The 25,531-nt window shown below is 73.5% G+C and carries 28 protein-coding genes and 1 pseudogene; 23 read left to right on the forward strand and 6 right to left on the reverse strand.

The features are described 5' to 3' along the window. Positions 1 to 69: 69 nt before the first annotated feature. The 13 genes and pseudogenes from ABZ646_RS12505 to ABZ646_RS12565 all read left to right on the forward strand — a co-directional run. Positions 70 to 468: pseudogene (locus ABZ646_RS12505) on the forward strand (phage holin family protein); the annotation flags it as partial. Positions 469 to 729: 261 nt separating this feature from the next. Beyond that, complete coding sequence (locus ABZ646_RS12510; RefSeq protein WP_360516720.1) at positions 730 to 2,577, forward strand: transketolase; 1,848 nt, start codon at positions 730 to 732, stop codon at positions 2,575 to 2,577. Next, complete coding sequence (ligD, locus tag ABZ646_RS12515; RefSeq protein WP_360516723.1) at positions 2,574 to 3,554, forward strand: non-homologous end-joining DNA ligase; 981 nt, start codon at positions 2,574 to 2,576, stop codon at positions 3,552 to 3,554. Before ABZ646_RS12510 ends, ligD begins: the two co-directional genes overlap by 4 nt. A gap of 45 nt (positions 3,555 to 3,599) precedes the next feature. After that, positions 3,600 to 3,962, forward strand: a complete 363-nt coding sequence (locus ABZ646_RS12520) for a gas vesicle protein (RefSeq protein WP_360516726.1) — start codon at positions 3,600 to 3,602, stop codon at positions 3,960 to 3,962. A 46-nt stretch (positions 3,963 to 4,008) separates the two neighbouring features. Continuing rightward, a complete protein-coding gene (locus ABZ646_RS12525) occupies positions 4,009 to 4,443 on the forward strand; it encodes a gas vesicle structural protein GvpA (protein WP_132893764.1) in 435 nt (144 codons plus the stop codon). Continuing rightward, a complete protein-coding gene (locus ABZ646_RS12530; protein WP_360516729.1) occupies positions 4,440 to 5,213 on the forward strand; it encodes a GvpL/GvpF family gas vesicle protein in 774 nt (257 codons plus the stop codon). The genes ABZ646_RS12525 and ABZ646_RS12530 overlap by 4 nt, the downstream gene beginning before the upstream one ends. A 5-nt stretch (positions 5,214 to 5,218) precedes the next feature. Next, positions 5,219 to 5,482 (forward strand): gas vesicle protein GvpG, encoded by a 264-nt coding sequence (locus ABZ646_RS12535; protein WP_360516731.1) that lies wholly within the window; start codon positions 5,219 to 5,221, stop codon positions 5,480 to 5,482. Continuing rightward, a complete protein-coding gene (locus ABZ646_RS12540; protein WP_360516734.1) occupies positions 5,479 to 6,129 on the forward strand; it encodes a DNA primase in 651 nt (216 codons plus the stop codon). The genes ABZ646_RS12535 and ABZ646_RS12540 overlap by 4 nt, the downstream gene beginning before the upstream one ends. Beyond that, a complete protein-coding gene (locus tag ABZ646_RS12545) occupies positions 6,126 to 7,232 on the forward strand; it encodes an SRPBCC family protein (RefSeq protein ID WP_360516737.1) in 1,107 nt (368 codons plus the stop codon). The genes ABZ646_RS12540 and ABZ646_RS12545 overlap by 4 nt, the downstream gene beginning before the upstream one ends. Continuing rightward, on the forward strand, positions 7,229 to 7,576 hold the full coding sequence (locus ABZ646_RS12550; RefSeq protein WP_360516740.1) for a gas vesicle protein: 348 nt from the start codon (positions 7,229 to 7,231) through the stop codon (positions 7,574 to 7,576). Before ABZ646_RS12545 ends, ABZ646_RS12550 begins: the two co-directional genes overlap by 4 nt. Next, positions 7,573 to 8,367, forward strand: a complete 795-nt coding sequence (locus ABZ646_RS12555) for a GvpL/GvpF family gas vesicle protein (RefSeq protein WP_360516743.1) — start codon at positions 7,573 to 7,575, stop codon at positions 8,365 to 8,367. Before ABZ646_RS12550 ends, ABZ646_RS12555 begins: the two co-directional genes overlap by 4 nt. After that, positions 8,364 to 8,552, forward strand: a complete 189-nt coding sequence (locus tag ABZ646_RS12560; protein ID WP_046730146.1) for a gas vesicle protein — start codon at positions 8,364 to 8,366, stop codon at positions 8,550 to 8,552. Before ABZ646_RS12555 ends, ABZ646_RS12560 begins: the two co-directional genes overlap by 4 nt. 17 nt (positions 8,553 to 8,569) lie before the next feature. Beyond that, positions 8,570 to 8,833, forward strand: coding sequence for a gas vesicle protein K (locus ABZ646_RS12565; protein WP_360242334.1), 264 nt, complete (start codon positions 8,570 to 8,572; stop codon positions 8,831 to 8,833). Between the two features lie 40 nt (positions 8,834 to 8,873). On the opposite strand, the gene ABZ646_RS12570 is transcribed toward ABZ646_RS12565, so the two are convergent. After that, positions 8,874 to 9,689, reverse strand: a complete 816-nt coding sequence (locus ABZ646_RS12570) for a methyltransferase domain-containing protein (protein WP_360516746.1) — start codon at positions 9,687 to 9,689, stop codon at positions 8,874 to 8,876. A 140-nt stretch (positions 9,690 to 9,829) separates the two neighbouring features. Continuing rightward, a complete protein-coding gene (locus ABZ646_RS12575) occupies positions 9,830 to 11,317 on the reverse strand; it encodes a phosphatase PAP2 family protein (RefSeq protein WP_360516749.1) in 1,488 nt (495 codons plus the stop codon). Between the two features lie 78 nt (positions 11,318 to 11,395). Here ABZ646_RS12575 and ABZ646_RS12580 point away from each other — a divergent pair, with 78 nt between their 5' ends. The 3 genes from ABZ646_RS12580 (at position 11,396) to ABZ646_RS12590 (ending at position 14,144) form a co-directional block, all read left to right on the forward strand. Next, complete coding sequence (locus ABZ646_RS12580; protein WP_360516752.1) at positions 11,396 to 12,055, forward strand: histidine phosphatase family protein; 660 nt, start codon at positions 11,396 to 11,398, stop codon at positions 12,053 to 12,055. Between the two features lie 129 nt (positions 12,056 to 12,184). Continuing rightward, on the forward strand, positions 12,185 to 13,804 hold the full coding sequence (locus tag ABZ646_RS12585) for an ATP-binding cassette domain-containing protein (protein ID WP_360516754.1): 1,620 nt from the start codon (positions 12,185 to 12,187) through the stop codon (positions 13,802 to 13,804). Positions 13,805 to 13,886: 82 nt separating this feature from the next. Continuing rightward, the gene (locus ABZ646_RS12590; RefSeq protein ID WP_358984514.1) at positions 13,887 to 14,144 is read left to right on the forward strand and encodes a DUF6158 family protein; all 258 of its coding nucleotides are present in this window, start codon (positions 13,887 to 13,889) and stop codon (positions 14,142 to 14,144) included. Between the two features lie 50 nt (positions 14,145 to 14,194). On the opposite strand, the gene ABZ646_RS12595 is transcribed toward ABZ646_RS12590, so the two are convergent. Both ABZ646_RS12595 and ABZ646_RS12600 read right to left on the reverse strand, forming a co-directional pair. Continuing rightward, entirely contained in the window at positions 14,195 to 14,743 is a 549-nt protein-coding gene (locus ABZ646_RS12595) for a type 1 glutamine amidotransferase domain-containing protein (RefSeq protein ID WP_360516758.1), read from the reverse strand. Positions 14,744 to 14,824: 81 nt separating this feature from the next. Then, complete coding sequence (locus tag ABZ646_RS12600; protein WP_360516761.1) at positions 14,825 to 15,205, reverse strand: DUF2795 domain-containing protein; 381 nt, start codon at positions 15,203 to 15,205, stop codon at positions 14,825 to 14,827. A gap of 237 nt (positions 15,206 to 15,442) precedes the next feature. On the opposite strand from ABZ646_RS12600, the gene ABZ646_RS12605 reads away from it, so the two are divergent. From ABZ646_RS12605 to ABZ646_RS12615, 3 genes are all read left to right on the forward strand, one after another. Beyond that, on the forward strand, positions 15,443 to 16,264 hold the full coding sequence (locus ABZ646_RS12605) for a hypothetical protein (protein WP_360516764.1): 822 nt from the start codon (positions 15,443 to 15,445) through the stop codon (positions 16,262 to 16,264). Between the two features lie 114 nt (positions 16,265 to 16,378). Further along, positions 16,379 to 17,689 (forward strand): aminotransferase class I/II-fold pyridoxal phosphate-dependent enzyme, encoded by a 1,311-nt coding sequence (locus tag ABZ646_RS12610; RefSeq protein WP_360516767.1) that lies wholly within the window; start codon positions 16,379 to 16,381, stop codon positions 17,687 to 17,689. Then, on the forward strand, positions 17,686 to 18,789 hold the full coding sequence (locus ABZ646_RS12615) for an MBL fold metallo-hydrolase (RefSeq protein WP_360516770.1): 1,104 nt from the start codon (positions 17,686 to 17,688) through the stop codon (positions 18,787 to 18,789). The genes ABZ646_RS12610 and ABZ646_RS12615 overlap by 4 nt, the downstream gene beginning before the upstream one ends. A 72-nt stretch (positions 18,790 to 18,861) precedes the next feature. Here the strand turns inward: ABZ646_RS12615 and ABZ646_RS12620 are convergent, their stop codons facing one another. Continuing rightward, positions 18,862 to 19,485, reverse strand: coding sequence for a VTT domain-containing protein (locus tag ABZ646_RS12620; RefSeq protein WP_360516788.1), 624 nt, complete (start codon positions 19,483 to 19,485; stop codon positions 18,862 to 18,864). Between the two features lie 14 nt (positions 19,486 to 19,499). Next, complete coding sequence (locus ABZ646_RS12625) at positions 19,500 to 20,273, reverse strand: MBL fold metallo-hydrolase (protein ID WP_360516773.1); 774 nt, start codon at positions 20,271 to 20,273, stop codon at positions 19,500 to 19,502. Between the two features lie 84 nt (positions 20,274 to 20,357). Here ABZ646_RS12625 and ABZ646_RS12630 point away from each other — a divergent pair, with 84 nt between their 5' ends. The 4 genes from ABZ646_RS12630 to ABZ646_RS12645 form a co-directional block, all read left to right on the forward strand. After that, positions 20,358 to 20,789 (forward strand): hypothetical protein, encoded by a 432-nt coding sequence (locus ABZ646_RS12630; RefSeq protein WP_360516776.1) that lies wholly within the window; start codon positions 20,358 to 20,360, stop codon positions 20,787 to 20,789. Between the two features lie 130 nt (positions 20,790 to 20,919). Further along, positions 20,920 to 22,920, forward strand: a complete 2,001-nt coding sequence (locus tag ABZ646_RS12635; RefSeq protein ID WP_360516779.1) for an alkaline phosphatase family protein — start codon at positions 20,920 to 20,922, stop codon at positions 22,918 to 22,920. A gap of 116 nt (positions 22,921 to 23,036) precedes the next feature. Further along, a complete protein-coding gene (locus ABZ646_RS12640; protein ID WP_360516782.1) occupies positions 23,037 to 24,098 on the forward strand; it encodes a MoxR family ATPase in 1,062 nt (353 codons plus the stop codon). Further along, positions 24,095 to 25,531 (forward strand): hypothetical protein (locus tag ABZ646_RS12645; RefSeq protein ID WP_360516785.1); only part of this gene is annotated, 1,437 nt, incomplete at its 3' end. The genes ABZ646_RS12640 and ABZ646_RS12645, both read left to right, overlap by 4 nt.

The following is a 25,531-nucleotide window of genomic DNA, read 5'->3' on the forward strand; positions in this document are numbered from 1 at the left end:
CGGGACGGAGGACCGCCGGGCCTTCGACCTCGACGCTGAAGGGCTGATCGAGGCGCTCATCGACAAGGGGCGCAGGTCGCCCGCGAGACCGTACGCGACGAACTGCGCGAGCAGGGCCGCAAGCGGCGGCGCACGGCGGCCATGTACGCCGCTTCGGGCGCGGCCGCCCTGTACGCGGGGGCCGCGGTCTCGCTGGCCGTGGGGCTGGCGCTGGCGATCGTGCTGCCCGGCTGGGCCGCGGCGCTGATCACCGCGGTGCTCCTCGGTGCGGTCGCCTGCCTGCTGAGGGAGGCGGGCCGCCCGAAGCGGCCGCACGCCCCGCACGCGGCGGCCGACGGCATGGCCCCCGCCGGGCCGCCGAACGGACTCGGCGTCCCGTACCCGCCGATGCCGCCCACCCCGCCGGCCACCCCCGCCCCTGACGCCACGAACGACATGAACCCGATCACGCCGCGCCACCGGACCTGAGCCGGTCCACCCCCACAGAGGTGGCGCCGCGCGAGCCGCACCCGACGCGTCCCGGACGGGACGCCTTCGGCGGGCGGCGTCCGGCGCGCCCGCCTACGGTTACGTGGGAGGTGCCCGTCGCCCCCTCGGAGGCGCACCGTGGCCGGTCCGCTCCGGAGCGTGGCCACCGGCACGGGTACGCGCCGCCCGTGTGCGTGCGGCAGGCCTGCGACCCCTCCGTGACCACACCGCGCAACCGTGAGACTTCCCGGAAGGAGCCCCATGAACACCGCCGAACTCGTAGAACTCGCACAGCAGTTGCGGGTGGACAGCGTGCGTGCGGCCGCCGCGGCCGAGTCCGGGCATCCGACCTCGTCGATGTCCGCCGCCGACGTGATGGCGGTCCTGCTCGCCCGTCATCTGCGCTACGACTTCGACCGGCCCAGCCATCCCGGCAACGACCGCTTCATCCTGTCCAAGGGCCACGCCTCGCCCCTGCTCTACGCCGCGTACAAGGCGGCCGGCGCCATCGACGACGCCGAACTGCTCACCTTCCGCAAGCTCGGCAGCCACCTGGAGGGGCATCCCACCCCGCGCCGGCTGCCGTGGGTCGAGACCGCCACCGGCTCGCTCGGCCAGGGCCTGCCGGTGGGCGTCGGCATCGCCCTGTCCGGGAAGCGGCTGGAGCACGGCCGCTACCGGGTCTGGGTGCTGTGCGGGGACAGCGAGCTGGCGGAGGGCTCCGTGTGGGAGGCCGCCGAGCACGCCGGGTACGAGCACCTCGACAACCTCACCGTGATCGTGGACGTCAACCGGCTCGGCCAGCGCGGCCCCACCCGGCACGGCCACGACCTCGACGCCTACGCCCGCCGCTTCCAGGCGTTCGGCTGGCACACCGTGGAGATCGACGGCCACGACGTGGACGCCGTCGACCGTGCCTGCGGCGAGGCCGCGTCCACCGCCGGACAGCCCACCGCCATCCTCGCCCGCACCCGCAAGGGCCGGGGCGTCAAGGCCGTGGAGGACCGCGAGGGCATGCACGGCAAGCCGGTGCCCGACGCCGAGGAGGCCGTCGCCGAACTCGGCGGAGTCCGGGACCTGCGGGTCCACGTGCACGAGCCGGCGGCGGCCCGGGCGCTGCACTCCGTGCCCACCGGCCCGCTCGAACTCCCGCGCTACGACAAGGGGGACGAGGTCCCCACCCGCGACGCCTTCGGCAAGGCGCTGGTCGCGCTCGGCACCGCGCGCGCCGACGTCGTCGCACTGGACGGCGAGGTCGGCGACTCCACCCGTACCGAACTCTTCGGCAAGGAACACCCCGACCGCTACTTCGAGTTCTACATCGCCGAGCAGCAACTGGTGGCGGGCGCCGTCGGCATGGCGACGCGCGGCTGGGTGCCGTACGCCTCGACCTTCGCGGCCTTCCTCACCCGTGCCCACGACTTCGTGCGGATGGCCTCGATCAGCGGCAGCGGCATCAACCTGGTCGGCTCGCACGCGGGCGCGGCGATCGGGCAGGACGGGCCCTCGCAGATGGGCCTCGAGGACCTGGCGATGTTCCGCTCGGTCTACGGCTCGACCGTGCTCTACCCGTGCGACGCCAACCAGACCGCCAAGCTGGTCGCCACCATGGCCGGCCTCGACGGCATCCGCTACCTGCGCACCTCCCGCGGCGCGAGCCCGGTGATCTACGGCCCGGACGAGGACTTCCCGGTCGGCGGCAGCAAGGTGCTGCGCTCCTCGGACGAGGACCGGCTGACGGTCGTCGCCGCCGGGGTCACCCTGCACGAGGCGCTGAAGGCCGCCGACGCGCTGGCCGAGGACGGCATCCGGATCCGGGTGGTCGACCTGTATTCGGTCAAGCCCGTCGACCGGCAGACACTGCACCGGGCCGCCGAGGAGACCGGCTGCCTGCTCACCGTCGAGGACCACCATGAGGAGGGCGGCCTCGGCGACGCGGTCGCGGAGGCCTTCACGGACGGCAGGCCGGTACCGCGCCTGGTCAGGCTCGCCGTACGGACCATGCCGGGGTCGGCCGCCCCCGACCAGCAGCTGCACGCCGCCGGCATCGACGCCGAGGCGATCGCGGCCGCCGGCCGGCTGCTGGTGGAGGAGGCGGTCGTGCGGTGACCGACGGCGCAACGCGGCCGGTACGGGCCGGCCGCCGCACGGTGGAACTGCACCGGCCGGACAAGGTCCTCTTCCCCGGCGGCGACGGCGACGGGGGCGGGGGCGGGGCGAAGGAGTACACCAAGGCCGACCTCGTCGACTACTACCGGTCCGTCGCGCCCCATATGCTGCCCCAGCTGCGCGGCCGCCCGCTGATGCTGGAGCGGTACCCGGACGGCCTGGGCGGCCCCCGGTTCATGCAGAAGAACACCCCGGACCACTACCCGGACTGGATCGAGCGGGCCACGGTCGCCAAGGAGGGCGGCACCGTGACCCACGTGGTCTGCGGCGACACCGCCACCCTCGTCCACCTCGCCGACCAGGCCTGCATCACCCTGCACCGCTGGCTCTCCCGCGCCGAGCACCCCGACCGCCCCGACCGGCTGGTCCTGGACCTGGACCCGCCCGGCGACGACTTCGCCGCGGTCCGCCAGGCCGCCGGCTGGGCGGGTGAGCTGCTGGACCGGCTCGGGCTGCCGTCGGCACCCATGACCACCGGCTCCCGCGGCGTCCACCTCGTGGTACCGCTGAACGGCAGGCACCACTTCGACGAGGTCCGTGCGTTCGCCCACGACCTCGCCGAGCTGCTCGCCGCCGAGCACCCCGACCGGCTCACCACCGCCGTCCGCAAGGACGACCGGGGCGACCGGCTCTTCCTGGACATGGGACGCAACGCCTACGCGCAGACCGCGGTGGCCCCCTACACGGTGCGGGCCAGGCCCGGCGCGCCCGTCGCCGTACCCGTCAGCTGGGACCAGCTCGCCGACCCCGCCGTCGACGCCCGCCGGTGGACGATCGCCGACGCCGTCGACCAGGCCCGCACCAGACCCTGGGCCGGGTTGTCCGGCCGTGGCCGGGCGCTCGGTCCGGCCCGGCGAAGGCTGGAGGCGCTACGCAGGGAAGCCGTCCGACCGCGCAAAGTGTCCGGCCGAATGTGAAGGTTTGATCGGGGTACCTGAGGCCACTCGAACCAAGAGGTGGCCATGACGAACACACACGACACGTCTCAGACACACAATTCACGCCAGGAACGCAACCGCGACGACGAACCCGACGCGCCCGCGAAGGACCGGCCCGGTCCCATGGACGTACTGCGCCAGGCACGCGCCCAGCTCGCCGAACTCACCGGCATGGCCGCCGAGTCGGTGTCCTCCTTCGAACAGACGGAGGACGGCTGGGCGTTGGAGGTCGAGGTGCTCGAACTCCCCAGGGTGCCGGACACGATGAGCCTGATGGCGAGCTACCAGGTCGAACTCGACCCGCAGGGGCAGCTCACCGGATACCGGCGGGTCCGCCGCTACGAGCGCGGACGTGCCGACACCGCACACAGGTCCGGCGGCCGCTAGGCCGCCCGCCCGCGGAGCGTTCTCACGACAAGGAGGTCGGACAGGTATGACCGTAGTACCCGCACAACAGACCGGCGGAGGCGGCTCCAGCGGCCTCTACGACGTGCTCGAACTCGTCCTCGACCGAGGACTGGTCATCGACGCGTTCGTGCGGGTCTCTCTCGTCGGCATCGAAATCCTGAAGATCGACGTACGCGTCGTCGTCGCCAGCGTCGACACCTACCTGCGCTTCGCCGAGGCCTGCAACCGGCTCGACCTGGAGTCGGGCCCCAACAAGAGCCCGGGCCTTCCCGAGATCGTCGGTGAGGTCACCGAGTCCGGCGCCCGCGGGAAGTCGAAGGGCGCGCTGTCCGGCGCCGCCCAGACCATCTCCGACGCCTTCCAGCAGGCCCGCGACGAGCACTCGGGCGAGACCGAGTCCAGGCCCCGTGCGCGTAAGTCGACCACGTCCCGCCGCAAGGAGAGGGAGGAGCAGGAGTGAGTACGTACGTATACGGCATCACGGCCGCCGGGCACCCCTCCCTGCCGGAGGGCATGGGCGGGGTGGGCGACCCGCCCTGCCAGGTGCGGGTGATCACCGAGGGTGAGCTGTCCGCGGTGGTCAGCGAGGCCCCCGAAGGGCTGCGGCCCAAGCGCCGGGACCTCCTCGCCCACCAGAACGTGCTGGCGGAGGCGGGGGGCGGCGGCTGTGTGCTGCCGATGCGGTTCGGCAGCGTGGCCCCCGACGACGAGACCGTCGCCGGAGTGCTCGCCGAACGCGCCGACCACTATCTGGAACGGCTGCGCACCCTCGACGGCAGGGTCGAGTACAACATCAAGGCCAGCCACATCGAGGACGCCGTGCTGCATCGCGTGATGTCCGAGAACGCGGAACTCCGCGCCCTGGCCGAGTCCAACCGCAGGTCCGGCGGCGGCAGCTACGAGAGCCGGCTGCAGCTCGGCGAGATGGTGGCGGCCGCCGTCCAGGCCCGGGAGGCCGAGGACGCGGTGGAGGTGCAGCAGGCACTGGAGCCGGAGGCCGCGGCCGTGAGCGTGGGCCCGGAGTCGACCGGCTGGCTCACCAACCTGTCGTTCCTGGTGGACCGGGCCGAGGCCGAGAAGTTCCTCGCCCAGGTCGACCAGCTGCGCAAGAGCCACCCGCACCTCGACGTGCGGGTCAACGGCCCGCTGCCGCCGTACAGCTTTGTCGAACCCGGGCCCTCCGAGCCCGCGGGCACCATCGCCGGCGGCGCGGAGGGCGGTCAGGAGTAAGGCTCATGGGACTGATCAAGGAGCTGCTGCTACTGCCGTTCGCGCCCGTGCGCGGCAGCGCCTGGGTCGTCGAGCAGGTCGTGCACGAGGCGGAGCGGATCTACTACGACCCCGCCACCGTCCGGGCCGAGCTGGCCCGTCTGGAAGAGCGGCTGGAAGCCGGCGAGATCGACGAGGAGGAGTTCGACCGGGCCGAGGACGAACTCCTCGACCGGCTGGAGACCGCCCTGCGCAACGACGCGGGGCACGGCAATGGGACGCATATATGAATCGCATGGGACTGGGCCTCGCGATCGGGGCCGGATATCTCCTGGGCCGCACCAAGAAGCTCAAAATGGCCCTCGCTGTGGGCTCGCTGGTGGCGGGCAAACGGCTGAACCTGGGTCCGAAGGCACTGCTGGACCTCGCCAACCAGCAACTGCGTGACAACCCGCAGTTCAAGGAGATCGGCGACCAGTTGCGCCAGGACCTGCGCGGAGTCGGCAAGGCCGCCTCCGGCGCCATGGTCGAACGCCAGCTGGGTTCCCTCGCCGACCGGCTGCACGGCCGTACCGCCGAGGTGCGCGACCAGCTGGCCGGCGTCGTACCGGACTCCGGTGACCTCGGTCTCGGCGGTCGGGACGACGAGGAGGCCGACGCCGACGAGGACGCCGAGAACGCCGAGAACGCGGACAACGGCGACGAGGCGGAGGACGACGAGGGGCGTGACGGGCGCGACCGGGCCGAGGACGGCCGGGACGGGCCGCACGCCGAGCGGACGGCGAAGAAGGCCGCGGCCAAGAAGGCCCCCGCCAAGAAGGCTCCGGCCAAGAAGGCCGCCGCGAAGAAGGCTCCGGCCAAGAAGGCCGCACAGGGCCGGGCCGCCGCCAAGAAGACGGCCGGCCGGGCCCGGCCGAAGGGAGGCGGTGACCGGTGAACACCGGACCGATCGGCAACGCGGCCCGCTCCGAGGCCGCCGACCGCCTGAAGGCGGAACTCCAGGAGTACCTCGCCGCCCAGGCCCAGCGCCTGCTGGTGGGCGCGGGGACCAAGCTCGGCGAGGCCACGGGCAAGCTCAACGACATCGCCGAGGGCAACAGCCCTGGCTTCGGCAAACTCGCCCTCGACGCCGGCCGCAAGGTCGCCGAGGGCAAGGGCCCGGTGCGCTCCGCAGTGGAGCTGGGCCTCTCCCACGCCAAGGACACCGTCATGGACAAGGTGAAGAACCTGGGGGGCGGCAAGGGCAAGGGGAAGGGCAAGGGCTCGGGGCAGAAGCCGACCGTCATCATCGAATCCGTCGACGTAGGTGTCCCGGTGCGCACCGCCTACGACCAGTGGACCCGCTACCAGGACTTCAGCACCTTCGCCAAGGGCGTCAAGAGCGCCGGTCGCGCCGACGACACCACGTCGGACTGGCAGGGCAAGATCTGGTGGTCCAGCCGCAGCTGGAAGGGCAAGACGCTGGAGCAGGTCCCCGACTACCGCATCCAGTGGTCGTCGGAGGGCGCCAAGGGCACCCACAAGGGCGTCGTGACCTTCCACCGGCTCGACGACAACCTCACCCGCATCCTGCTGGTGATCGAGTACTACCCCAGCGGCTTCTTCGAGAAGACCGCCAACATCTGGCGCGCCTCCGGCCGCCGCGCCCGGCTCGACCTGAAGCACTACGCGCGCCACATCTCCATGAAGGGCGAGGTGGACGACGGCTGGCGCGGCGAGATCCGCGACGGCGAGGTCGTCGTCAGCCACGAGGACGCCCTGGCCGAGGAGGAGAACGCCGAGGACCAGGAGGAGGGGCAGGAAGAGGAGTCCTACGAGGGCGAGGAGCCGTACGACGAGGCGGACGAGGGCTCCGAGGAGGACGATGAGGAGGAGACCGAGGAGCCCGAGGAGTACGAGGCCGACGGGTCCGAGGGACCTGAGGAGTACGAGGCCGAGGACGACGAGGACGCCGGGGACTACGAGGAGGACGAGGAGGAGGAACCCGAGGAGGAATCCGAGGACGAGGACGAGTACGCCGAGTCCGGGAGCCGTCGATGACGATGGCGGGCCGGCTGCCCGAGTCCTACGGGCGGGACGGCGGCGGTGGTGCGAACCTCGCCGACATCCTGGAGCGCGTCCTGGACAAGGGCATCGTCATCGCCGGCGACATCAGGATCAACCTGCTCGACATCGAACTGCTCACCATCAAGCTCCGCCTGGTCGTCGCCTCCGTCGACCGGGCGAAGGAGATGGGAATCGACTGGTGGGAGCGCGACCCGGAGCTGTCGACGCGCGCCCGGAGCGACCAGCTCACCAGGGAGAACCACGAGCTGCGGGAGCGGCTCGCGGCGCTGGAGGCGCTGGAGGCCGGACGCGGGCAGCGCCAGAGGGAGGACGGATGACCGCACAGGGCGGACTCCGCTATGTCTACGCCGTCTGCCGCCCCTTCGAGGCGGCCCTCCAGGCCCAGCTGACCGGCGTGGGCGGAACCCCGCCGGGGCTGCTCAGGCACCGCGACCTGGTGGCCGTCGTCAGTACGGTCCCGGAGCGGGACTTCGCCGAGGAGCCGCTGCGCGGCCATCTGGAGGACCTGGACTGGCTGGCCGCGACCGCCCGCGCCCACCAGGGTGTGATCGACGCGCTCACCACGGTCACCACCCCGCTTCCGCTGCGGCTCGCCACGGTCTTCCGCGACGACAGCGGTGTACGGACCATGATGGAGGCCCGTGAGGCCGACTTCCTGGACACCCTCGACCGGCTCGAAGGCCGGGTGGAGTGGGGCGTGAAGCTGTACGCCGACCCCGCCGAGCAGGAGCGGGCTCCCGAGCCCGCCGGACGCCCCGCCAGCGGACGTGACTACCTGCGGCAGCGACGGTCACGCACCCGCGAACACGAGGAGCGATGGCGGGCCGCCGACGAATTCGCCCACAGGCTGCACGAGCTTCTTTCCCGCACGGCCGAGGACTCCCGGCTGCACCCCCCGCAGAACGCCTCGCTTTCCGGAGTCCCCGGGCAGAACCTGCTCAACGCGGCCTATCTGGTGCGGCGCGCGGATTCCGAGGAGTTCGTGGAACTGGTCGACCGTACGAAGGACGAGGCGCCGGGGATGCGGGTGGAACTCACCGGACCCTGGGCGGCCTATTCCTTCACCGAGCCCGTGGCGCGCCCGGAGGAGCAGGGGGAGGCGCGGTGACCGTCGTGGAACGCCGTGAGGTCGCCCTGGTGGACCTGCTGGACCGGCTGCTGGCCGGCGGGGTCGTCATCACCGGTGACATCACCCTGCGCATCGCGGACGTCGACCTCGTCCGCATCGACCTGAACGCGCTGATCAGCTCGGTCAACGCGCAAGTGCCCGCACCCTGGGGGGAGCCGACGTGAGCGAGCACCGCAACCGGATGGACCTCGACCCGGACACGGTGGAGCGCGACCTGGTGAAGCTCGTGCTGACCGTCGTGGAGTTGCTGCGCCAGCTGATGGAACGGCAGGCGCTGCGCCGCTTCGACACGGGCGACCTCACCGAGCAGCAGGAGGAACGGATCGGGCTCACCCTGATGCTGCTGGAGGACCGCATGGCCGAGCTGCGGGACCGCTACGGACTGCGGCCCGAGGACCTCAACCTGGACCTCGGGCCGCTGGGGCCGCTGCTGCCGCGCCAGTGACCGGGCCGCCCCACCACGAGCACGGCCGGCGCGATCCGGCTCACTTACGGCAGAGGATCTCTCCGTGCAGGACGGCGAACCAGCCGTCCTCCTCCTGTGCCCACTGACGCCAGGCCCCTGAGATCGCCCGCAGTTCCTCCGCGCTCGCGTGCCCGCCCTCGGTGGCCCGCTCGGCATAGGACGAGGCGACGGTGCGGTCCGCCCACAGCCCGCCCCACCACTGCCGTTCCTCGGCCGTGCTGTACGTCCAGGTGCCCGAGGTGGCCGTGATGTCGGTGAGCCCCGCCGCCAGGGCCCAGGATTTCAGCCGCCGCCCGGCGTCCGGCTCGCCCCCGTTGGCCCGCGCCACCCGCCGGTAGAGCGCCAGCCAGTCCGCCAGCCCCGGCACGGCCGGGTACCAGGTCATCGCCGCGTAGTCCGAGTCCCGTACGGCGATGAAGCCGCCCGGCCTGGTGACCCGGCGCATCTCGCGCAGTGCCTGTACCGGGTCGCCCACGTGCTGGAGCACCTGGTGGGCGTGGACCACGCAGAACGTGTCGTCCGGGTAGTCCAGCGCGTGCACGTCGGCCACCGCGAAGTCCACGTTCGTCAGCCCGCGCCCGGCGGCGGTCGCCCGGGCCTGCTCCAGGATGTCCGGTGCTCGGTCGACGCCGGTGACCCGGCCGTCGGGGACCAGGGCCGCCAGGTCCGCGGTGATGGTCCCCGGGCCGCAGCCGAGGTCCAGGATCCGCATGTGCGGCTTCAGTGAACCGAGCAGGTAGGCGGCCGAGTTGGCGGCGGTGCGCCAGGTGTGGGAACGCAGCACCGACTCGTGGTGCCCGTGCGTGTAGACGGCGGTCTCCTGTGGCTTCGACATGGCCCAACCCCTTCGCGTCACACCGGCGGACGGGGCCGGACGACCCCGTCCCGCGGTCACCGCAACGCTACGCCCGTGTGCCGAATGATGAGACCCGCGTTTTACGATGTGGACTGACGGTACATCAGGTGTGCTGGGAGTCAGGGCAGCGGCCGGTACACGGTCAGCGCCTCCGGCAGCTTCTCGACGGTCATCCCGCCGGTGACGTCGACGACTTCACCGTCGTAGGCGAGCGGGGTGCCGGGCGCGACGCCCGTCAGACTGAGCCTGCTCACCCGGGCCTCCGCATGCGCGGGGGAGCGGGTGAGCGGGCCCGCGAGCGCGGCGGACAGCAGCCGCAGCGCGGGATGCCGGCCGCCGTGCACCACCCGCACGTCGAGCTGCCCGTCCGCCAGGTCGGTACGGCGGCCCGGCGCCAGACCCATCCGGCGGTAGTGGCAGTTGCCCACGAACAGCAGCCACAACGGGTGCGTCTCACCGCGCACTTCGACCTTCAGCGGATGCCGGTCCGTGCGCAGCACGCGTACCGCGGCCAGCACCTCGGCGGGCCAGCTGCCGATCCGGCCCGCCCACCGCTCCCGCTCCCGGACCAGCTCCGGATAGACACCCAGGCTCAGCGTGTTCAGGAAGATGCCCTGCCGGTCGCCGGAGCTGAAACGGCCGACGTCCACCCGCACCGCCGCGCCCTCGCGCACCGCCCGGGCGAGGCCCCGGCCGTCCTCCACGCTCAGGTCGTAGGCGAAGTGGTTGAGGGTGCCGCCGGGCAGCACCGCGAGCGGCAGTCCATGGCGCAGGGCGGTGGCGGCTGCCGCGTTCACCGTGCCGTCGCCACCGCACACCCCGAGCACCCGGGCCCGCAGCGCCGCCTTCTCCAGCTCGGCCTTCACCTCGTCGGGCTCGCACTCCACCAGCTCGGCCCCGGGCAGCTCGTCGTGCAGCGCCCGCACCCGGTCGGCACTGCCCGACGCGCGGTTGGCGACCACCACGAGCCCCTCCCCGTCGGGCAGCGCCGGGGCCTTCGCGCGCGGCCGGGGCGGCGGACCGGTCTGCGCCCGGGTCGGCACCAGGGCACGTACGGCGAACGCGGCACCGGCACCCAGCGCCGCGCCCGAGAGCACGTCGCTCGGGAAGTGCACGCCCGTGTAGACCCGGGACATGGCGACGGAGAACGCCACCGGCGCCACCACCGCACCCCAGCCCGGGGACTCCAGGGCGACCCCGGCGGCGAAGGCCGCCGCCGACGCGGCATGCCCGGACGGGAACGAGGTGGTGATCGGCTGCCGCTTCAGCTGCCGGGCCACCGGGACCGGGTCGAGGAGCGGCCGCGGGCGGCGTACGGAGCGCTTGCCGAGGGTGTTGATGGTGAGCGAGGCCAAGGTCAGCGAGGCCAGGCCGCGGACGGCGGCCCGGCGGGCCCGGGGGGTGCGGGACGCGGCCACCGCGGCGGCCGTCGCGAACCACAGCACGCCGTGGTTCGCGCTGCGGCTCAGCCGGGGGAGTACCGGCTCGGCGAACGGCCAGTTCCGCTCGGCGGCCACCTCGAACAGACGGGAGTCGAGGCGGAGCAGCCGGTCGCGCAGGGCGTGCCGGCCGGGCTTCGGGACGGTCAGGTCGACATCTGGGCTCATGCGGGTCCGGTTACCCTGAAGCGGCTGTTTCCTGCCCCTACGCGGTGCGGTCGAGTGAGAACTGAGAGGAAATCCCGGATGCGCCTGCTCCTCATACGTCACGGGCAGACCCCGGCCAACGTCGCCTACCTGCTCGACACCGCCGTCCCGGGGCCCGGTCTGACCGCCCTCGGCGAGCGGCAGGCGGCGGCCCTTCCCGCGGCCCTCGCAGCCGAGGACATCGAGGCGCTCTACGTCTCCACCCTGACCCGCACCCGCCTCACCGCCGCACCACTGGCCGCCGCCCTCGGCCTCGAACCGATCGTCCGCGACGGCATCCGCGAGATCTCCGCCGGCGACCTGGAGATGCTGCCCGGCCACTCCGCGGCCGGCGAGGAGTACATGCGGACCGTCTTCGCGTGGGCGGCCGGCGACACGGGGCTGCGCATGCCGGGCGGCGAGACCGGCACCGAGGCGCTGGGCCGCTACGACGCGGTGATCGAGGAGGCCGCCGGGAGCGGTGTCGGCACGGTCGCCATGGTCAGCCACGGCGCCGCGATCCGGATGTGGACGGCGGCCCGCGCGGCCAACGTCGACGTCCCCTTCGCCGCGTCCCGCCCCCTCGGCAACACCGGCGTGGTGATCCTGGAGGGCTCCCCGGCCGACGGCTGGAAGGCGCTGTCCTGGGAAGGGGCGGTCGTGGAGCCGACAGGGACGAGCGGGCCGACGGGCGAGGCCGTGGAAGACCTGGCCGAGTGACGCCGGGTGCGGGACGCCCCTGAAAGGGGCGCGGGGAACCGCGCGACCAGCCCCCACCGGGCCGCACCGGGAGAACTGCCTCGATAACGGTTTGCCCCACCCCCGGTGCCCCCCGCAGAATCCCTGACCATGGGACATCTGGAAGCCGCGCACCTCGAGTACTACCTCCCCGACGGGAGGGCGCTGCTCGGCGACGTCTCCTTCCGGGTGGGGGAGGGCGCCGCCGTCGCCCTGGTCGGCCCCAACGGCGCCGGCAAGACCACCCTGCTCCGGCTGATCTCCGGCGAGCTCAAGCCGCACGGCGGCACCGTCACCGTGAGCGGCGGCCTCGGCGTGATGCGCCAGTTCGTGGGCTCCGTACGGGACGACACCACCGTGCGCGACCTGCTGGTGTCGGTCGCGCCGCCCGGGATCCGCAAGGCCGCGCGGGCCGTGGACGAGGGCGAGCACGGCATCATGACCGTCGACGACGAGGCCGCCCAGCTGCGCTACGCGCAGGCCCTCGCCGACTGGGCCGAGGTACGCGGCTACGAGCACGAGACGCTGTGGGACATGTGCACCACCGCGGCCCTCGGGGTGCCCTACGAGAAGGCCCAGTGGCGGCAGGTGCGCACCCTCTCCGGCGGTGAGCAGAAGCGACTGGTGCTGGAGGCGCTGTTCCGGGGTGCCGACGAGGTGCTGCTCCTCGACGAGCCGGACAACTACCTGGACGTCCCCGGCAAGCGCTGGCTGGAGCAACAGCTGAAGGACACCCGCAAGACGGTCCTGTTCGTCTCCCACGACCGTGAACTCCTCGCCCGGGCCGCCGAGAAGATCGTCTCCGTGGAACCCTCGCCCACCGGCGCCGACGCCTGGGTGCACGGCGGCGGCTTCGCCACCTACCACGACGCCCGCCGGGAACGCTTCGCCCGCTTCGAGGAGTTGCGCCGCCGCTGGGACGAGAAGCACGCCCAGCTCAAGAAGCTCGTTCTGACGCTGCGTCAGGCCGCCGCGGTCTCCCACGAGATGGCGTCCCGGTACGCGGCCGCCCAGACCCGGCTGCGCAAGTTCGAGGAGGCGGGACCGCCGCCGGAGCCGCCGCGCGAGCAGGACATCAGGATGCGCATCAAGGGCGGCCGTACCGGCGTACGGGCCGTCACCTGCGCGGGTCTCGAACTCACCGGCCTGATGAAACCCTTCGACCTGGAGGTCTTCTACGGCGAACGGGTCGCCGTGCTCGGCTCCAACGGCTCCGGCAAGTCGCACTTCCTGCGGCTGCTGGCCGGCGAGGACGTGGCGCACACGGGTCAGTGGAAGCTGGGCGCACGCGTCGTGCCCGGTCACTTCGCCCAGACCCACGCCCACCCCGAACTGCAGGGCCGCGTCCTCCTCGACATCCTCTGGACGGAACACGCCCAGGACCGCGGCGCGGCGATGTCCCGGCTGCGCCGCTACGAACTCACCCAGCAGGCCGAGCAGACCTTCGAGCGGCTGTCCGGCGGCCAGCAGGCGCGGTTCCAGATCCTCCTGCTGGAACTGCAGGGCGTGACGGCGCTGCTCCTCGACGAGCCGACCGACAACCTCGACCTGGAGTCCGCCGAGGCCCTCCAGGAGGGTCTGGAGGCCTTCGACGGCACGGTGCTCGCGGTCACCCACGACCGCTGGTTCGCCCGCTCCTTCGACCGGTACCTGGTCTTCGGCAGTGACGGCCGGGTCCGGGAGTCCGCCGAGCCGGTCTGGGACGAGCGCCGTGTGGAGCGCGCCCGGTAGGGAGGCCCGCGGGCCCGGATGTTCGTACAGTGGAGGCAGGAATCCGGACCGCCGGGACCCACACGACGAGCGGGGTACCACCATGACCGGAGTCGACCCCAGCCGGCTGGACGACCAGCAGCTCATGAAGGAGCTGGAGACCATCCACCGGACGCGCCACGACACCCTGCTGTACGGCTCCAACGACGCGTTGCGCGCCCACAACGAGCGCATGGCCCAGCTGGAGGGCGAGTACCTGCGCCGTAATCCGCGCCGCCTCGTCGCCGCCGGCCGCACCCGGGAGGGTGCCCGGGAGCGCAGCTGCGCCGAGGCGGCGACACCGCGGACCCCGGCGAGCTGAACGCGGCGCCGCGGAGATCCACTCCCTCGGCGCCGCGGGATACCGCTTGCTCAGCCGGCCTTTCCGGTCTCGGCGAACACGGCGAGGAACGCCTCGCAGAACGCCTTGAGATCGTCCGGCTTGCGGCTGGTGATCAGCTTGTTCGGGCCGCCGTCGCAGACCTTGACCTGCTCGTCCACCCAGGTGCCGCCCGCGTTGCGGATGTCGGTCCGCAGGCTCGGCCAGGACGTCAGCGTCCGGCCGCGTACGACGTCGGCCTCGACCAGCGTCCAGGGCGCGTGGCAGATGGCGGCGACCGGCAGGCCCGCGTCGAAGAAGTCCTTCACGAACGCCACGGCCTTCTCGTCCATCCGCAGGAAGTCCGGGTTGGCGACCCCGCCCGGCAGGACGAGCGCCCCGAACGAGGTGGCCGACGTCTCGCCGACCACCTCGTCCACCGGGAACGTGTCCGCCTTGTCGAGATGGTCGAAGCCCTGGATCTTCCCCGGTTCCGTCGACACCAGGACCGGCTCGTGCCCGGCGTCGGACGCTGCCTTCCACGGCTCGGTCAGCTCCACCTGCTCGACGCCCTCGGGCGCGGCCAGAAACGCGATACGCATGATGTTCACTCCCTTCCGCGCGCGGGCTGTCGTCCCGCGCGCGGTGTGTTGTCCGTTCCCCGGCTCTCCTTCTCCCGGGTCTCACTCCCCGGCGGTCACCGCCTCCGCCAGCGCCAGCATGCTGTCGTAGCGCGTGCGGTGCGGCAGCCGGGAGACCCGCTCGACCAGGGCGTCGGGGGCGTGGCCCCGGCGCAGGGTCCGGGTCAGCTCGCTCGGTTCCGCCGGGAAGTCGTGCCGGGTCAGGGACCGGGCCAGGAGCAGCCGTACCGCCTCCGGCGACGGCTGCTCACCGACCCCGGGCGCCACCCCGGCGCGGAACAGCTCCGGATCGTCGTCGGCGGGCGGCTCGGGGTCGTTCCACTCCTCGCTCCGTGTCGGATGACCGGACCTGAGCAGGCCCTGCAACTCGTGTTTCATCTCGTCGTCCCGGTGCACGTTCAGCCGGTCGCTGCCTCGCTGCATGTTCTCCCTCCAGGTACATCAGGGGGTGCCGCCCGCGTACCCGAGGACGGGGGGCCGACACCGGGATCCGTCCGGCGGTTCCCGGCACGCCGGTTCCGGCGATCACGTCACCCGAAAGGGCGCGGACGTCCCGCGAATGGGGGTCGGCCGCGCGCGGCGGTGCCCGGGGCGGGCTGTGATGGCTGCGGGGGTACGGGCCCCGTGCCCCCGCAGTCGTACGTGCGAGGAGTTCCCCCCATGCGCCGCACCGTTCGCGCCCTGTCCGTCGCCGTCCTGACGGGTGCCGCGTTCGGCGTCGCCGGTACGGCCGCGGCCGCCGGCCCCGCCGCCGGGGCGAGCCCCGTGGGCTGTGAGAGCTATACGGAGGGGGGTACGGCGGGCGTCGTCGCGGACGGTACCCGCACCGCCGACGGGACCTGCCCGGCGGGGGCGGGCGGCGGACAGCAGCGGCCCTGGAGCCCGCCCGCCCCGGGCGTCACACCGGACCAGGGCGGTGCGGACTCCCACGGCAGCGGGGCCGCGGTCCCGCGCGGGGACGACGCCACGGGTCCGCAGGGCGGCGGGGGCGTCCTCCCGGGCGGCGACGACATCACAGGGCCGCAGGGCGACGGGAGCAGGGTCCCGGGCGGCGGCGACGGCACGGCTCCCCACGGGGACGGCAGCGCCATGGAACCGCCCGCGGACGACGGGGCGGCGGAGTTCCGCGGGGACGACGGAACGGCTGGACGCGGGGGTGACGGCGCGGCTGGACACGGGGGTGACGGCACCGCCCCCTGGGAGGCCGGGGAACGACCCTGTTCCGGTGGGACGCAGCAGTCCTGCGGGGGTGGCGGTGGCGGGCGGGAGTGCGACGGGGCGCGGAGCGATGCCGCGGCCTGTGCCCCGGCGGGCGTGCAGCACGGCGTGGCGGCGGGCGACGGCGGCTCCTACAACGGTTCCGTCCCCGCCCTGGTCGCGGGTGCGCTGCTGATCGCGGCCGCCTGCTGCGGCGCGGGTTACCGGCTGTGGGGCGGCAGGTCGTACCGGCTGTGGGGCGGACGGGCCGGCGCGGACGGGTGACACGGCCGAGACCGGGTACCCCGGAGCGACCACTCCGGCACCGTAGGCCACCCGCACGGTGAGCACGGCACGGCCCGGACAGCACACGGCACCACGGACTGCGCGGAGGCGGACATGCGGCGGACGGACCCCGAGGGCCACGGACCGACGCACGGCACGCCTGCCGAGCGGCCCCCCGGCACCTCTACCGAAGCCGAGGGTCATGGGCCCGTCCGCTTCGGTCCGGCCCTCCCCGACGACGGGCTGCCGGTGCTGCCCGAGCTCTCCGCCGTGCTGTCCGCCGCCGCGAGCCGGGGCGGGGAGGAACCCGTCGGCGGCGGGCCCGCGCTGCTGGACGCGGCCCGCGGCTACTGGGAGCGCCGCGGACTGCCCGGTTCGCCCGGCCGCCTCACCGCCGGACCCGGCGCCCCCGCCCTGCTCCTCGCGCTCACCGCCGCACTCGGCGGCGACGTCCTGGTGCCGCGTCCCTGCGCCGCCTGGTGGGCACCGTACGCCCGGCTGCTCGGCCGGCCCGTCTTCCATGTGGCCACCCCGGCCGAGTCCGGGGGCGCCCCCGACCCCTACGCACTGCTGGAGACGGTGCGCCGGGTCCGCGACGAGGGTGGCGACCCGCGGCTGCTGGTGCTCTCCGTCGCCGACGACCCGACCGCCACCGTCGCCCCGCCCGAACTGCTGCACGAGACCGTGGAGGCGGCGGCGGGCGAGGGGCTGCACCTGGTCAGCGACGAGACCTGGCGCGACACCCTGCACGCCCCGGACGCCACCGTGCTGCTCAGTCCCGCGGAGATGCTCCCGGACCGGGTCACCGTCGTCACCGACCTGGCCGGCGGCCTGCTGCCGGCGGGCTGGCCCGCCGCCGTGGCCCGGTTCCCGGCGGACGACACCGGTACGGCACTGCACGCGCGCGTGCTCGACGTCCTCACCGCGATGGGCGCCCGCCTCGCCGGCCCGGTCGCGGTCGCCGCCCGCCACGCGCTCGACGAGCCCGAACCCGTCGTCGTACGCCGCGCGGCCGCCGTACGACTGCACGCGCGCGTGGCCGCCGCCGCGCACACCGCGGTCGTCGCCGGCGGCGCCCTGGCCCGGCCTCCGCAGGCCGGCCGGCACCTGTACGTCGACCTGGAGCCGCTGCGGGCCGGGCTCGGCGCCCGAGGGGTCGGCGACGCACAGGAGTTGGAGGACTTCCTCAGCGCGCGCCTCGGCATGCCCGCACCTGGCGGCCACCGCTTCGGCGACGACCTGGGCGCACTGCGGGTGCGGCTCGCCACCGGGCCGCTGCTGGGCGGCACCGACGAGGAACGTCTGGAATGCCTCACGTCCCCCGTGCCGTTGGAACTGCCACACGTGCAACGCGCGTTGATGTCCTTGAGGTCGGTACTCGACGATCTCCGCGACGACGCTCAGCGATGGGAGCCTCCTCGATGACGCAGCAGACGCAAGAGCAAGGGCCCGCCACAACGCCTGCCGACACACCGCCCGCGGGCATGCCGACCGCCCCCGCGTCCCCCACTCCCTCCGCGCCCCTGTCCCCGCCGCTCGCCGAACCCCGCCCGCTGGGTGAACTCCGGGTCTGGCCGCGGACCTTCCACGATCGCCTCACCGCCCCGCTGCCCGGTCTCAAGGCCGTGGCCCGCTTCGCCCGCGAGGGCTCCGTCCGCCCCGGCCGCCAGGGGCTCGCCGACATAGCCCGGCTGCCCTGCGAACCCGGCCCGTTGCCCCCCGTGGACGCCGGCGCCGTCGCCGTCACCTGGGCGGGGCACGCCAGTTGGGTCGTCCGGATCGGCGGCCTCACCGTCCTCACCGACCCCGTCTGGTCCCGCCGGATCCTCGGCACCCCGGCCCGTGTCACCCCGGTCGGCGTCCCCTGGGAGACGCTGCCAAACATCGACGCCGTCGTCATCAGCCACAACCACTACGACCACCTGGACGCCCCCACTCTGCGCCGGCTGCCGCGCGACACCCCCGTCTTCGTACCGGCGGGTCTCGGCGGCTGGTTCCGGCGCCGCCGCTTCACCACCGTCACCGAGCTCGACTGGTGGGAGGCGGCCGAACTGTCCGGCGTCCGCTTCGACTTCGTCCCCGCTCACCACTGGTCCAAGCGCACCCTCACCGACACCTGTCACAGCCTCTGGGGCGGCTGGGTGCTCACCGGCCCCGACGGACAGCGCGTCTACTTCGCCGGCGACACGGGCTACGGCCACTGGTTCTCCCGCATCGGCCACCGCTACCCGGGCATCGACCTCGCCCTGATGCCGATCGGCGCCTACGACCCCCGCTGGTGGCTCAGCGACGTCCACCTCGACCCGGAGGAGGCGGTCCGGGCCGTGCAGGACGTCGGGGCGCGGCGGATGGCCCCCATGCACTGGGGCACGTTCATCCTGTCGGCAGAACCGGTCCTGGAACCACTCACCCGGGTACGGGCGGCCTGGGACAGCGAGGGCTTGGACCGGGAGGATCTCTGGGACCTGCCGGTGGGCGGTTCGAGGATCCTGGAACCGACGTCACTGCGGAGCGCCGTCAACTAGGGCTCCCGTCAGGGGCGCCGGGGAAGGAACTGCGCGAGCAACCACACCGCACCCGCGCCCCGCGACGCACCGTCACGCCGAAGACCGGACCCGTCGCCACAACCCCGGCGTCACACTGATCAGCACCGTCAGCGCGACCGCCACCACGACCCCTTCCCAGGGCTCCGCAAACAGCGACCCACCCAGAATCCCGATCACCTGATAAGTCGCCGCCCACGCCAGACACGCCGCCACGTTCCCCCGTGCGAACCGCCGCAGCGGCCACTCGGCCAGCAGGCACGCCAGCATCACCGGTATTCGCCCGGCCGGCACCAGCCGGGACAGCACCAGCACCGCCACCCCGTGCTCGGCCAGCTTCCCCTGCGCCTGCTCCAGCCGCTCCTCGGGCGCCCGCGACCGGATCGCCTCCAGCCACCGCGATCCGTTCTTCGACCGCAGCCCACGCCGCCCCAGCCAGTACAGCGCCGCGTCCCCGAGGAACGCCGCCAGCGACGCCGTCACGAACACCAGCGCCAGCGCCAACGGCGCCGTCTGGTGGAACGCCACGACCGCCGCCGAACTCACCAGCGCCCCCGTCGGCACCACCGGCACCAAGGCGCCGACCAGCACCAGCAGGAACAGCGTCGGATACCCGATCGCCTGCTGCGCGGACCCGACGGACGACGGCGTCGCCGCGGTGGACCCGGCGGCCGCCATGACCAGCAGCAGTCTCACCGTGCGACCTCCAGCCGCACGCGCTCCCCGTGGCCGAGCCGGTGCACCGCAACCCGCGGTGCGTACTCGGCCGCGAGGCGCACGAACTCGTCACCGGGCGCATGGAATTCATGGGGGCGCACAGCGTCCATGCCGATCGGCCAGTACGTGCCGTAGTGCACCGGCACCGCGCTGCGGGGCGCCAGCCGTGCCAACGCCCGCGCCGCCCGCCCGGCGTCCAGGTGCCCCTCCCCGAGGTACGGCCCCCAGCCGCCGACCGGCAGCAGCGCCACGTCCACCGGGCCCACCACCTCGGCCATCTCGTCGAACAGCCCGGTGTCCCCGGCGAAGTAGGTCCGTGCCGCGCCCTCGACGACATACCCGAGGGCGGGGGAGCGCTGCGGGCCGACCGGCAGCCGGCGGCCGTCGTGCAGTGCGGGCACGGCGCGTACGACGAGCCGGCCGACGTGTATCTCGTCGCCGACACCGACCTCGGTGACACGCAGGTGCCGGAGCCGACGGAGCGCGGGCACCGCGCGTCGTGCGCCCCGGGGTACAAGCAGGCGCGTGCCCGGGGCGAGCCCGGCGAGCGAGGGGACGTGCAGATGGTCGGCGTGCAGGTGGGAGACGAGGGCGAGGTCCGCACGGCGGGCCTCGGGCGGGGGCGCGGCGCCCCGGCGGCGGCGCAGATGAGCGAGCCGGCGCGCGAACAGGGGATCGGTGAGCACTCGTACGCCCGAATCCTCGATCGTGCAGGTGGCGTGGCCCCACCAGGTGATCTCCACCGGCACCCTCTTTGCCTCCTTCGCGCGACTCCCCGAAGCCTACGTGCAGGAGTAGGGTCGGCGGCGAAACCCGGAGGTGAGGGGGACGCCATGGGACAGGTGCGAGGTGCCTCCGGCGGGCTCGCACGGGTGCGGGTGACCGCCATCGCGAGTCTTACGCCCCTGGAGGAACTGGAGATCGACCCCTTCCTGGTCGACTCCCGCAGCCAGCACGCGATGTGCGCACGCTGGGCCGTGGAGCACGGGTACGTCGTCGCCCGCGAACTCCTGGTCCGTGGCCTGCGCCATGACCACAGCGCCCTGTGGGCGGGCGTCCGCCCCGGCCTCGACGTCTTCGTGGCACCGAGCAGACGGGTCCTGGAGAGCGCGCTGTCGTCGGTGGAGGCCTTCACGGCGGAGTGCGCGCGACGCGGGGTCCGGGTGGAGACGGTGGGCCGCGCCGAGCCCCGCTACGACGCCCAGATGAAGGCCCGGGTGCACCGGCGTCTCTCCATGCCGACGGCCGGGTACGACGGGCGGTAGGGCCAGGGACTCAGGCCCGTATGACAGTCTGGTCGGCAGACTGATCCGCGGGCGGCGCGGGTCCCGGAGACGAGGTCGGTGGGGCGTGCGGTGGCGGCGGGTCGTCAGTCAGATCGGGCGGAGTGCCACGGTGTGGGCGGTGTCCACCGTCACCATGCTGGTGCTCGCCGGAATCCTGCCCGACTTCCAGCTCCAGTCCCCGGACGGTGACAGCGCCACCCGGATCGCGGTGACCGCGGCCCTCGGCGCCGGCGCCTTCGGTGTGCTGTCCGCCGTCGTCTGGCCCCTGCTCGTACGACTCCTGCTGCTGGTGCCCGCCCTCGTCCTGGGCCTGCTGGTCTTCTTCCTCAACGGCTCCCTGCTGCTGGTCGCCCTGCGCATCAACCCCTCCGGGCAGAGCGAGGCCGCCCCGGAGACCGCGGTGATCGTGGCCGCCGTGATGTCCGCGGTCGCCTCCGCCACCGGCGGCGCCCTCGCCGTCCGCGACGACGACGCCTACCGGCACCGGCTGTCCCGGCTGGCCACCCGCCGCCGAAGATCCCAGCCCGCCTGCGCGACCGCCCCCGGCACCGTCTTCCTCCAGCTCGACGGCGTCGGCCACGACGTCCTCACCGCCGCCGTCGCCAGGGGCCTGATGCCCACCGTGGCCGCCTGGCTGGCCACCGGCCACCGGCTCACCCCGTGGCGCACCGACTGGTCCAGCCAGACCGGCGCCAGCCAGCTCGGCATCCTGCACGGTTCGAACTTCGACATCCCCGCGTTCCGCTGGTACGAGAAGGACAGCCAGGAGGTGATGGTCTGCAACCGGCCGACCAGCGCCGCCGAACTCCAGCGCCGCGCCGTCGAGCGCACCGCCGACGGGGGACTGCTCACCCTCGACGGTGCCAGCCGCGGCAACCTCTTCAGCGGCGGCGCCGAGGAACAGGCCCTGGTGCTGTCCATAGCGATCCGCCGCCGGGGCCGCAAGAACCGCTCCCGGGCCGGCTACTTCGCCTACTTCGCCGACCCCGCCAACGCCGTGCGCACCGCCCTCTCCTTCTTCGCCGAGGTCGGCCGGGAGGTGGGCCAGTCCGTCACGGCCCGGCTGCGCAGGCAGCGCCCGCGCGTGGGCCGCGGTGGCCTCTATCCCCTCGTCCGGGCCTTCGCCACGGTCGTCGAACGGGACGTCGTGGTCGCCGCCGTCATCGGCGACCTGCTCGGCGGCCGCAGCGCCGTCTACGCCGACCTGGTCGCCTACGACGAGGTCGCCCACCACTCCGGCCCGCACAGCAGGGACGCCGACAAGGTGCTGCAACGCCTGGACCGCGCCCTCGCCCTGATCGAGAAGGCCGCCGAGCACGCCCCCCGGCAGTACCGGATCGTCGTCCTCTCCGACCACGGCCAGAGCCCCGGCGAGACCTTCCGCTCCCGCTACGGACTCACCCTCGGCGACCTGGTCAGGGCCGGCTGCGGACTGCCCGTGCCACGCCGCGCCGAACGCACGCACAGCGGCGCCGAGGCCCGCGCCGCCGTCCGCGCGGCGCTGCGCAGACCGGTCGAGGAGGGCGGCGGGAAGCACCGGCCGACCCGGCACTCGGAACCCGTCGTGCTCGCCTCCGGCAACCTCGGCCTGATCTCCTTCCCGGACGTGCCGCACCGCATGACCAAGGAGGAGCTGGACGTCCGCCACCCGGCGCTGCTCACCACCCTCGCCAACCACCCCGGCATCGGTTTCCTGCTGGTCCGCAGCGAGGAACACGGCGGGATGGTGCTAGGCGCCCACGGCGCCGAGATCCCGCTCGACCGGCTGGACACCCAGCCGGGACCGCTGGCCGCCTTCGGACCGGGCGCCGCGGACGCCGTCCGGCGCACCCACTCCTTCCCGCACACCGCCGACATCATGGTCAACTCCTGGTACGACCCGGAGGACGGCGAGGTCCTGGCGTTCGAGGAGCAGATCGGCTCGCACGGGGGACTGGGCGGCGAGCAGGGGCGGCCGTTCCTGTTGTCGCCGGTCTGCGTGTCCGCTCCGGTGGCGGAGGGGGAGGAGCTCGTGGGGGCCGAGGCGGTGCACGGGGTGCTGCGGCGGTGGCTCCGGGAGGCGGACGGGCCGCAGATTCCCCTGGCCGCGGAGGGGGAGAGGGCCGCGTAGCCGGTCGGGGCGCGTCCCCACCGGCGAAAAATCGGCTGCGTTCGCCCGGATCCCGGCACACACTGTTCGAGTCGGTCGAAAGCGACCCTCCCGAACACTCCTCAGGAGCCCTCCCTTTGCAGGCAGCCGTCACCGTCACGCCCGCCCGTATCCCCGAACTCCTCCTCGGTCTGGCCACCGTGCGGCCCGTCTTCCTCTGGGGCGCGCCCGGCATCGGGAAGTCCTCCCTGGTGCGGGAGTTCGCCGAGTCGCTGGGGCTGGAGTGCGTGAGCCTGCTGGGTACGCAGCTCGCCCCCGAGGACCTGATCGGGGTGCCGCAGATCCGCGACGGCCGCTCGGTGTTCTGCCCGCCCGAGGCCATCGCCCGCGACGAGCCGTACTGCCTCTTCCTGGACGAGCTGAACGCGGCCACCCCCGACGTGCAGAAGGCGTTCTACTCGCTGATCCTGGACCGCCGGACAGGGAACTACGAACTGCCCAAGGGGTCGATCGTGATCGGGGCCGGCAACCGCGCCACCGACAACGCCCTCGCCAGGCCCATCGCCTCCGCCCTGGTCAACCGCCTCGCCCACGTCCATCTGGAGGCCTCCGCGCACGACTGGCTCGCCTGGGCCGCGGGCAACGGCATCCACCCGTGGATCCTCGACCACCTCACCGACCGGCCCGACCACCTGTGGTCCAAGCCGCCGAAGACCGAGGAGCCGTTCTCCACCCCGCGCTCCTGGCACATGCTCTCCGACGCCCTGCACTCCTTCGGACGGGACCTCGACGAGGCCACCCTGAAGGTCCTCGCGCACGGCACGCTCACCCCCGCGCACGCGACCGCCTTCTGCGGATACGTCAAGATCGTGCGCAGCCGCTTCGGCCTCGAGGCGATCCTGCGGGGCGACGCCGGCTGGCCGCACCGCGTCGAGGACCGCGACCTGCTGTACTACCTCGCCGAGTCCTTCCGCGGCCGGCTGGTCAAGGAACTGCCCGCCGCCAAGGAGCACATGTCGGCGAACGGCCGGGCGGCCGCCTACCGCGCCAAGTCGCTCCTCGTACAGCTCGCGGAGATCTCCGTCGAGGTCGCCCAGACCGTGATCGCCTCCGACGCCGACGGCAACCCGGTGCTGCCCGCCTGGTTCCTGATCGAGGCCGCCCGGGACATGCCCCGGCTGGTGGAGGCCCGCCGGTGAGGCGTACCGCTCCTCGCAAGAAGCAGGACCCGGCCGCCGAGAACTTCGCCGCCGGGGTCGAACTGCTGCGCGCCAACCCTGCCCTGCGCGCCGTGGAGTTCACCATCTGCCGGCACGAGAAGTGCGACCTCGCCCCACGCGAGGGGCTGGTACGGGCCGACTCCGACGGCGTCCTGCACGCCCACCCCACCCGGCGCGCCGAACCCGCCGAGTGGGCCTGGGCGCTGGCCCACTGCACCATCCACCTCGGCTTCGGCCACCTGCCCGCCGCCACCGGCCCGCGCACCCAGCCGGACCGCTACGACCTCGCCGCCCGCTGCACCGTCGTCAACCGCTTCCTGGAGACCTTCCCGGTCGGCGAGGCCCCCGACCACCTGCCCGCGTCCTACCCGGAGGGCGACGAGGACCGGCTCGCCGCGGGCTGGCGCCGGGCCGGCGGCGTCCCCGCCGCCTACGAGCGCGGCGGCACCAACGGCGGCGACCCCGACCAGCTGCTGCTCTCCTGGAACCGGTGGGCCGGTCAGGTGCCCGACTGGCAGCTCGGGTTCGCGCACGCGCTGACCCGCACCATGTCCCGCGCGATGGACCTGGCAGGCGGCCGCCGCACCACGATGACCGGCCCGCCGACCCCGCTGCGCCCCTGGGAGCAGGCGCTGAGCTGGTTCGTCTCCTCCTACCCGCTGCTCGGCGGCATCGCGGCCGGGATCAAGCTGGTCGCCGACGCCGAACTGGCCCGCGCCCACGACATCGCCGTCGCGGCCGTCAACCCCGAGGCCGGCGAGATCTACGTCAACCCGCTGCGCACGATGGACGACGAGGAGTGGCGGTTCGTCCTCGCCCACGAGATGCTGCACGCCGCGCTGCGCCACGGCGACCGCCTCGGCGGCCGCGACCCCTACCTCTTCAACATCGCCTGCGACTACGTCATCAACGGCTGGCTGGTCGAGATGCAGGTCGGCACGATGCCCGAAGGACTGCTGCACGACCCGGAGCTCAAGGACCTCTCCGCGGAGGAGGTGTACGACCGGATCGCCGGCGACCTGCGGCGGGCCCGGCGCCTCGCCACCCTGCGCGGCAAGGGACGCGGGGACGTCCTGGGCGCGCCGCTCGGACCGCCGGGCGCCTACGTCGACCTCGACGAGTTCTACCGCCGGGGCCTCGGCCAGGGCCTCGACCTGCACCGGTCGCAGGGACGGGGCCTGCTGCCCGGCGCCCTGGTCGAGGAGATCCGCGCGCTCAGCCATCCGCCGCTGCCCTGGGACGCCCGACTCGCACGCTGGTTCGACGAGTTCGTACCCCGCCCGGTGGCGGTACGGTCGTACGCCCGCCCGTCGCGCCGTCAGTCGTCCACCCCCGACATCCCGCGTGCCGGCCGGTACTTCCCGTCCGAGGAGGTGGCCCGCTGCACCTTCGGCGTGGTCCTCGACCTCTCC

Source organism: Streptomyces sp. NPDC007162, assembly GCF_040634175.1.
Lineage (GTDB): Bacteria > Actinomycetota > Actinomycetes > Streptomycetales > Streptomycetaceae > Streptomyces.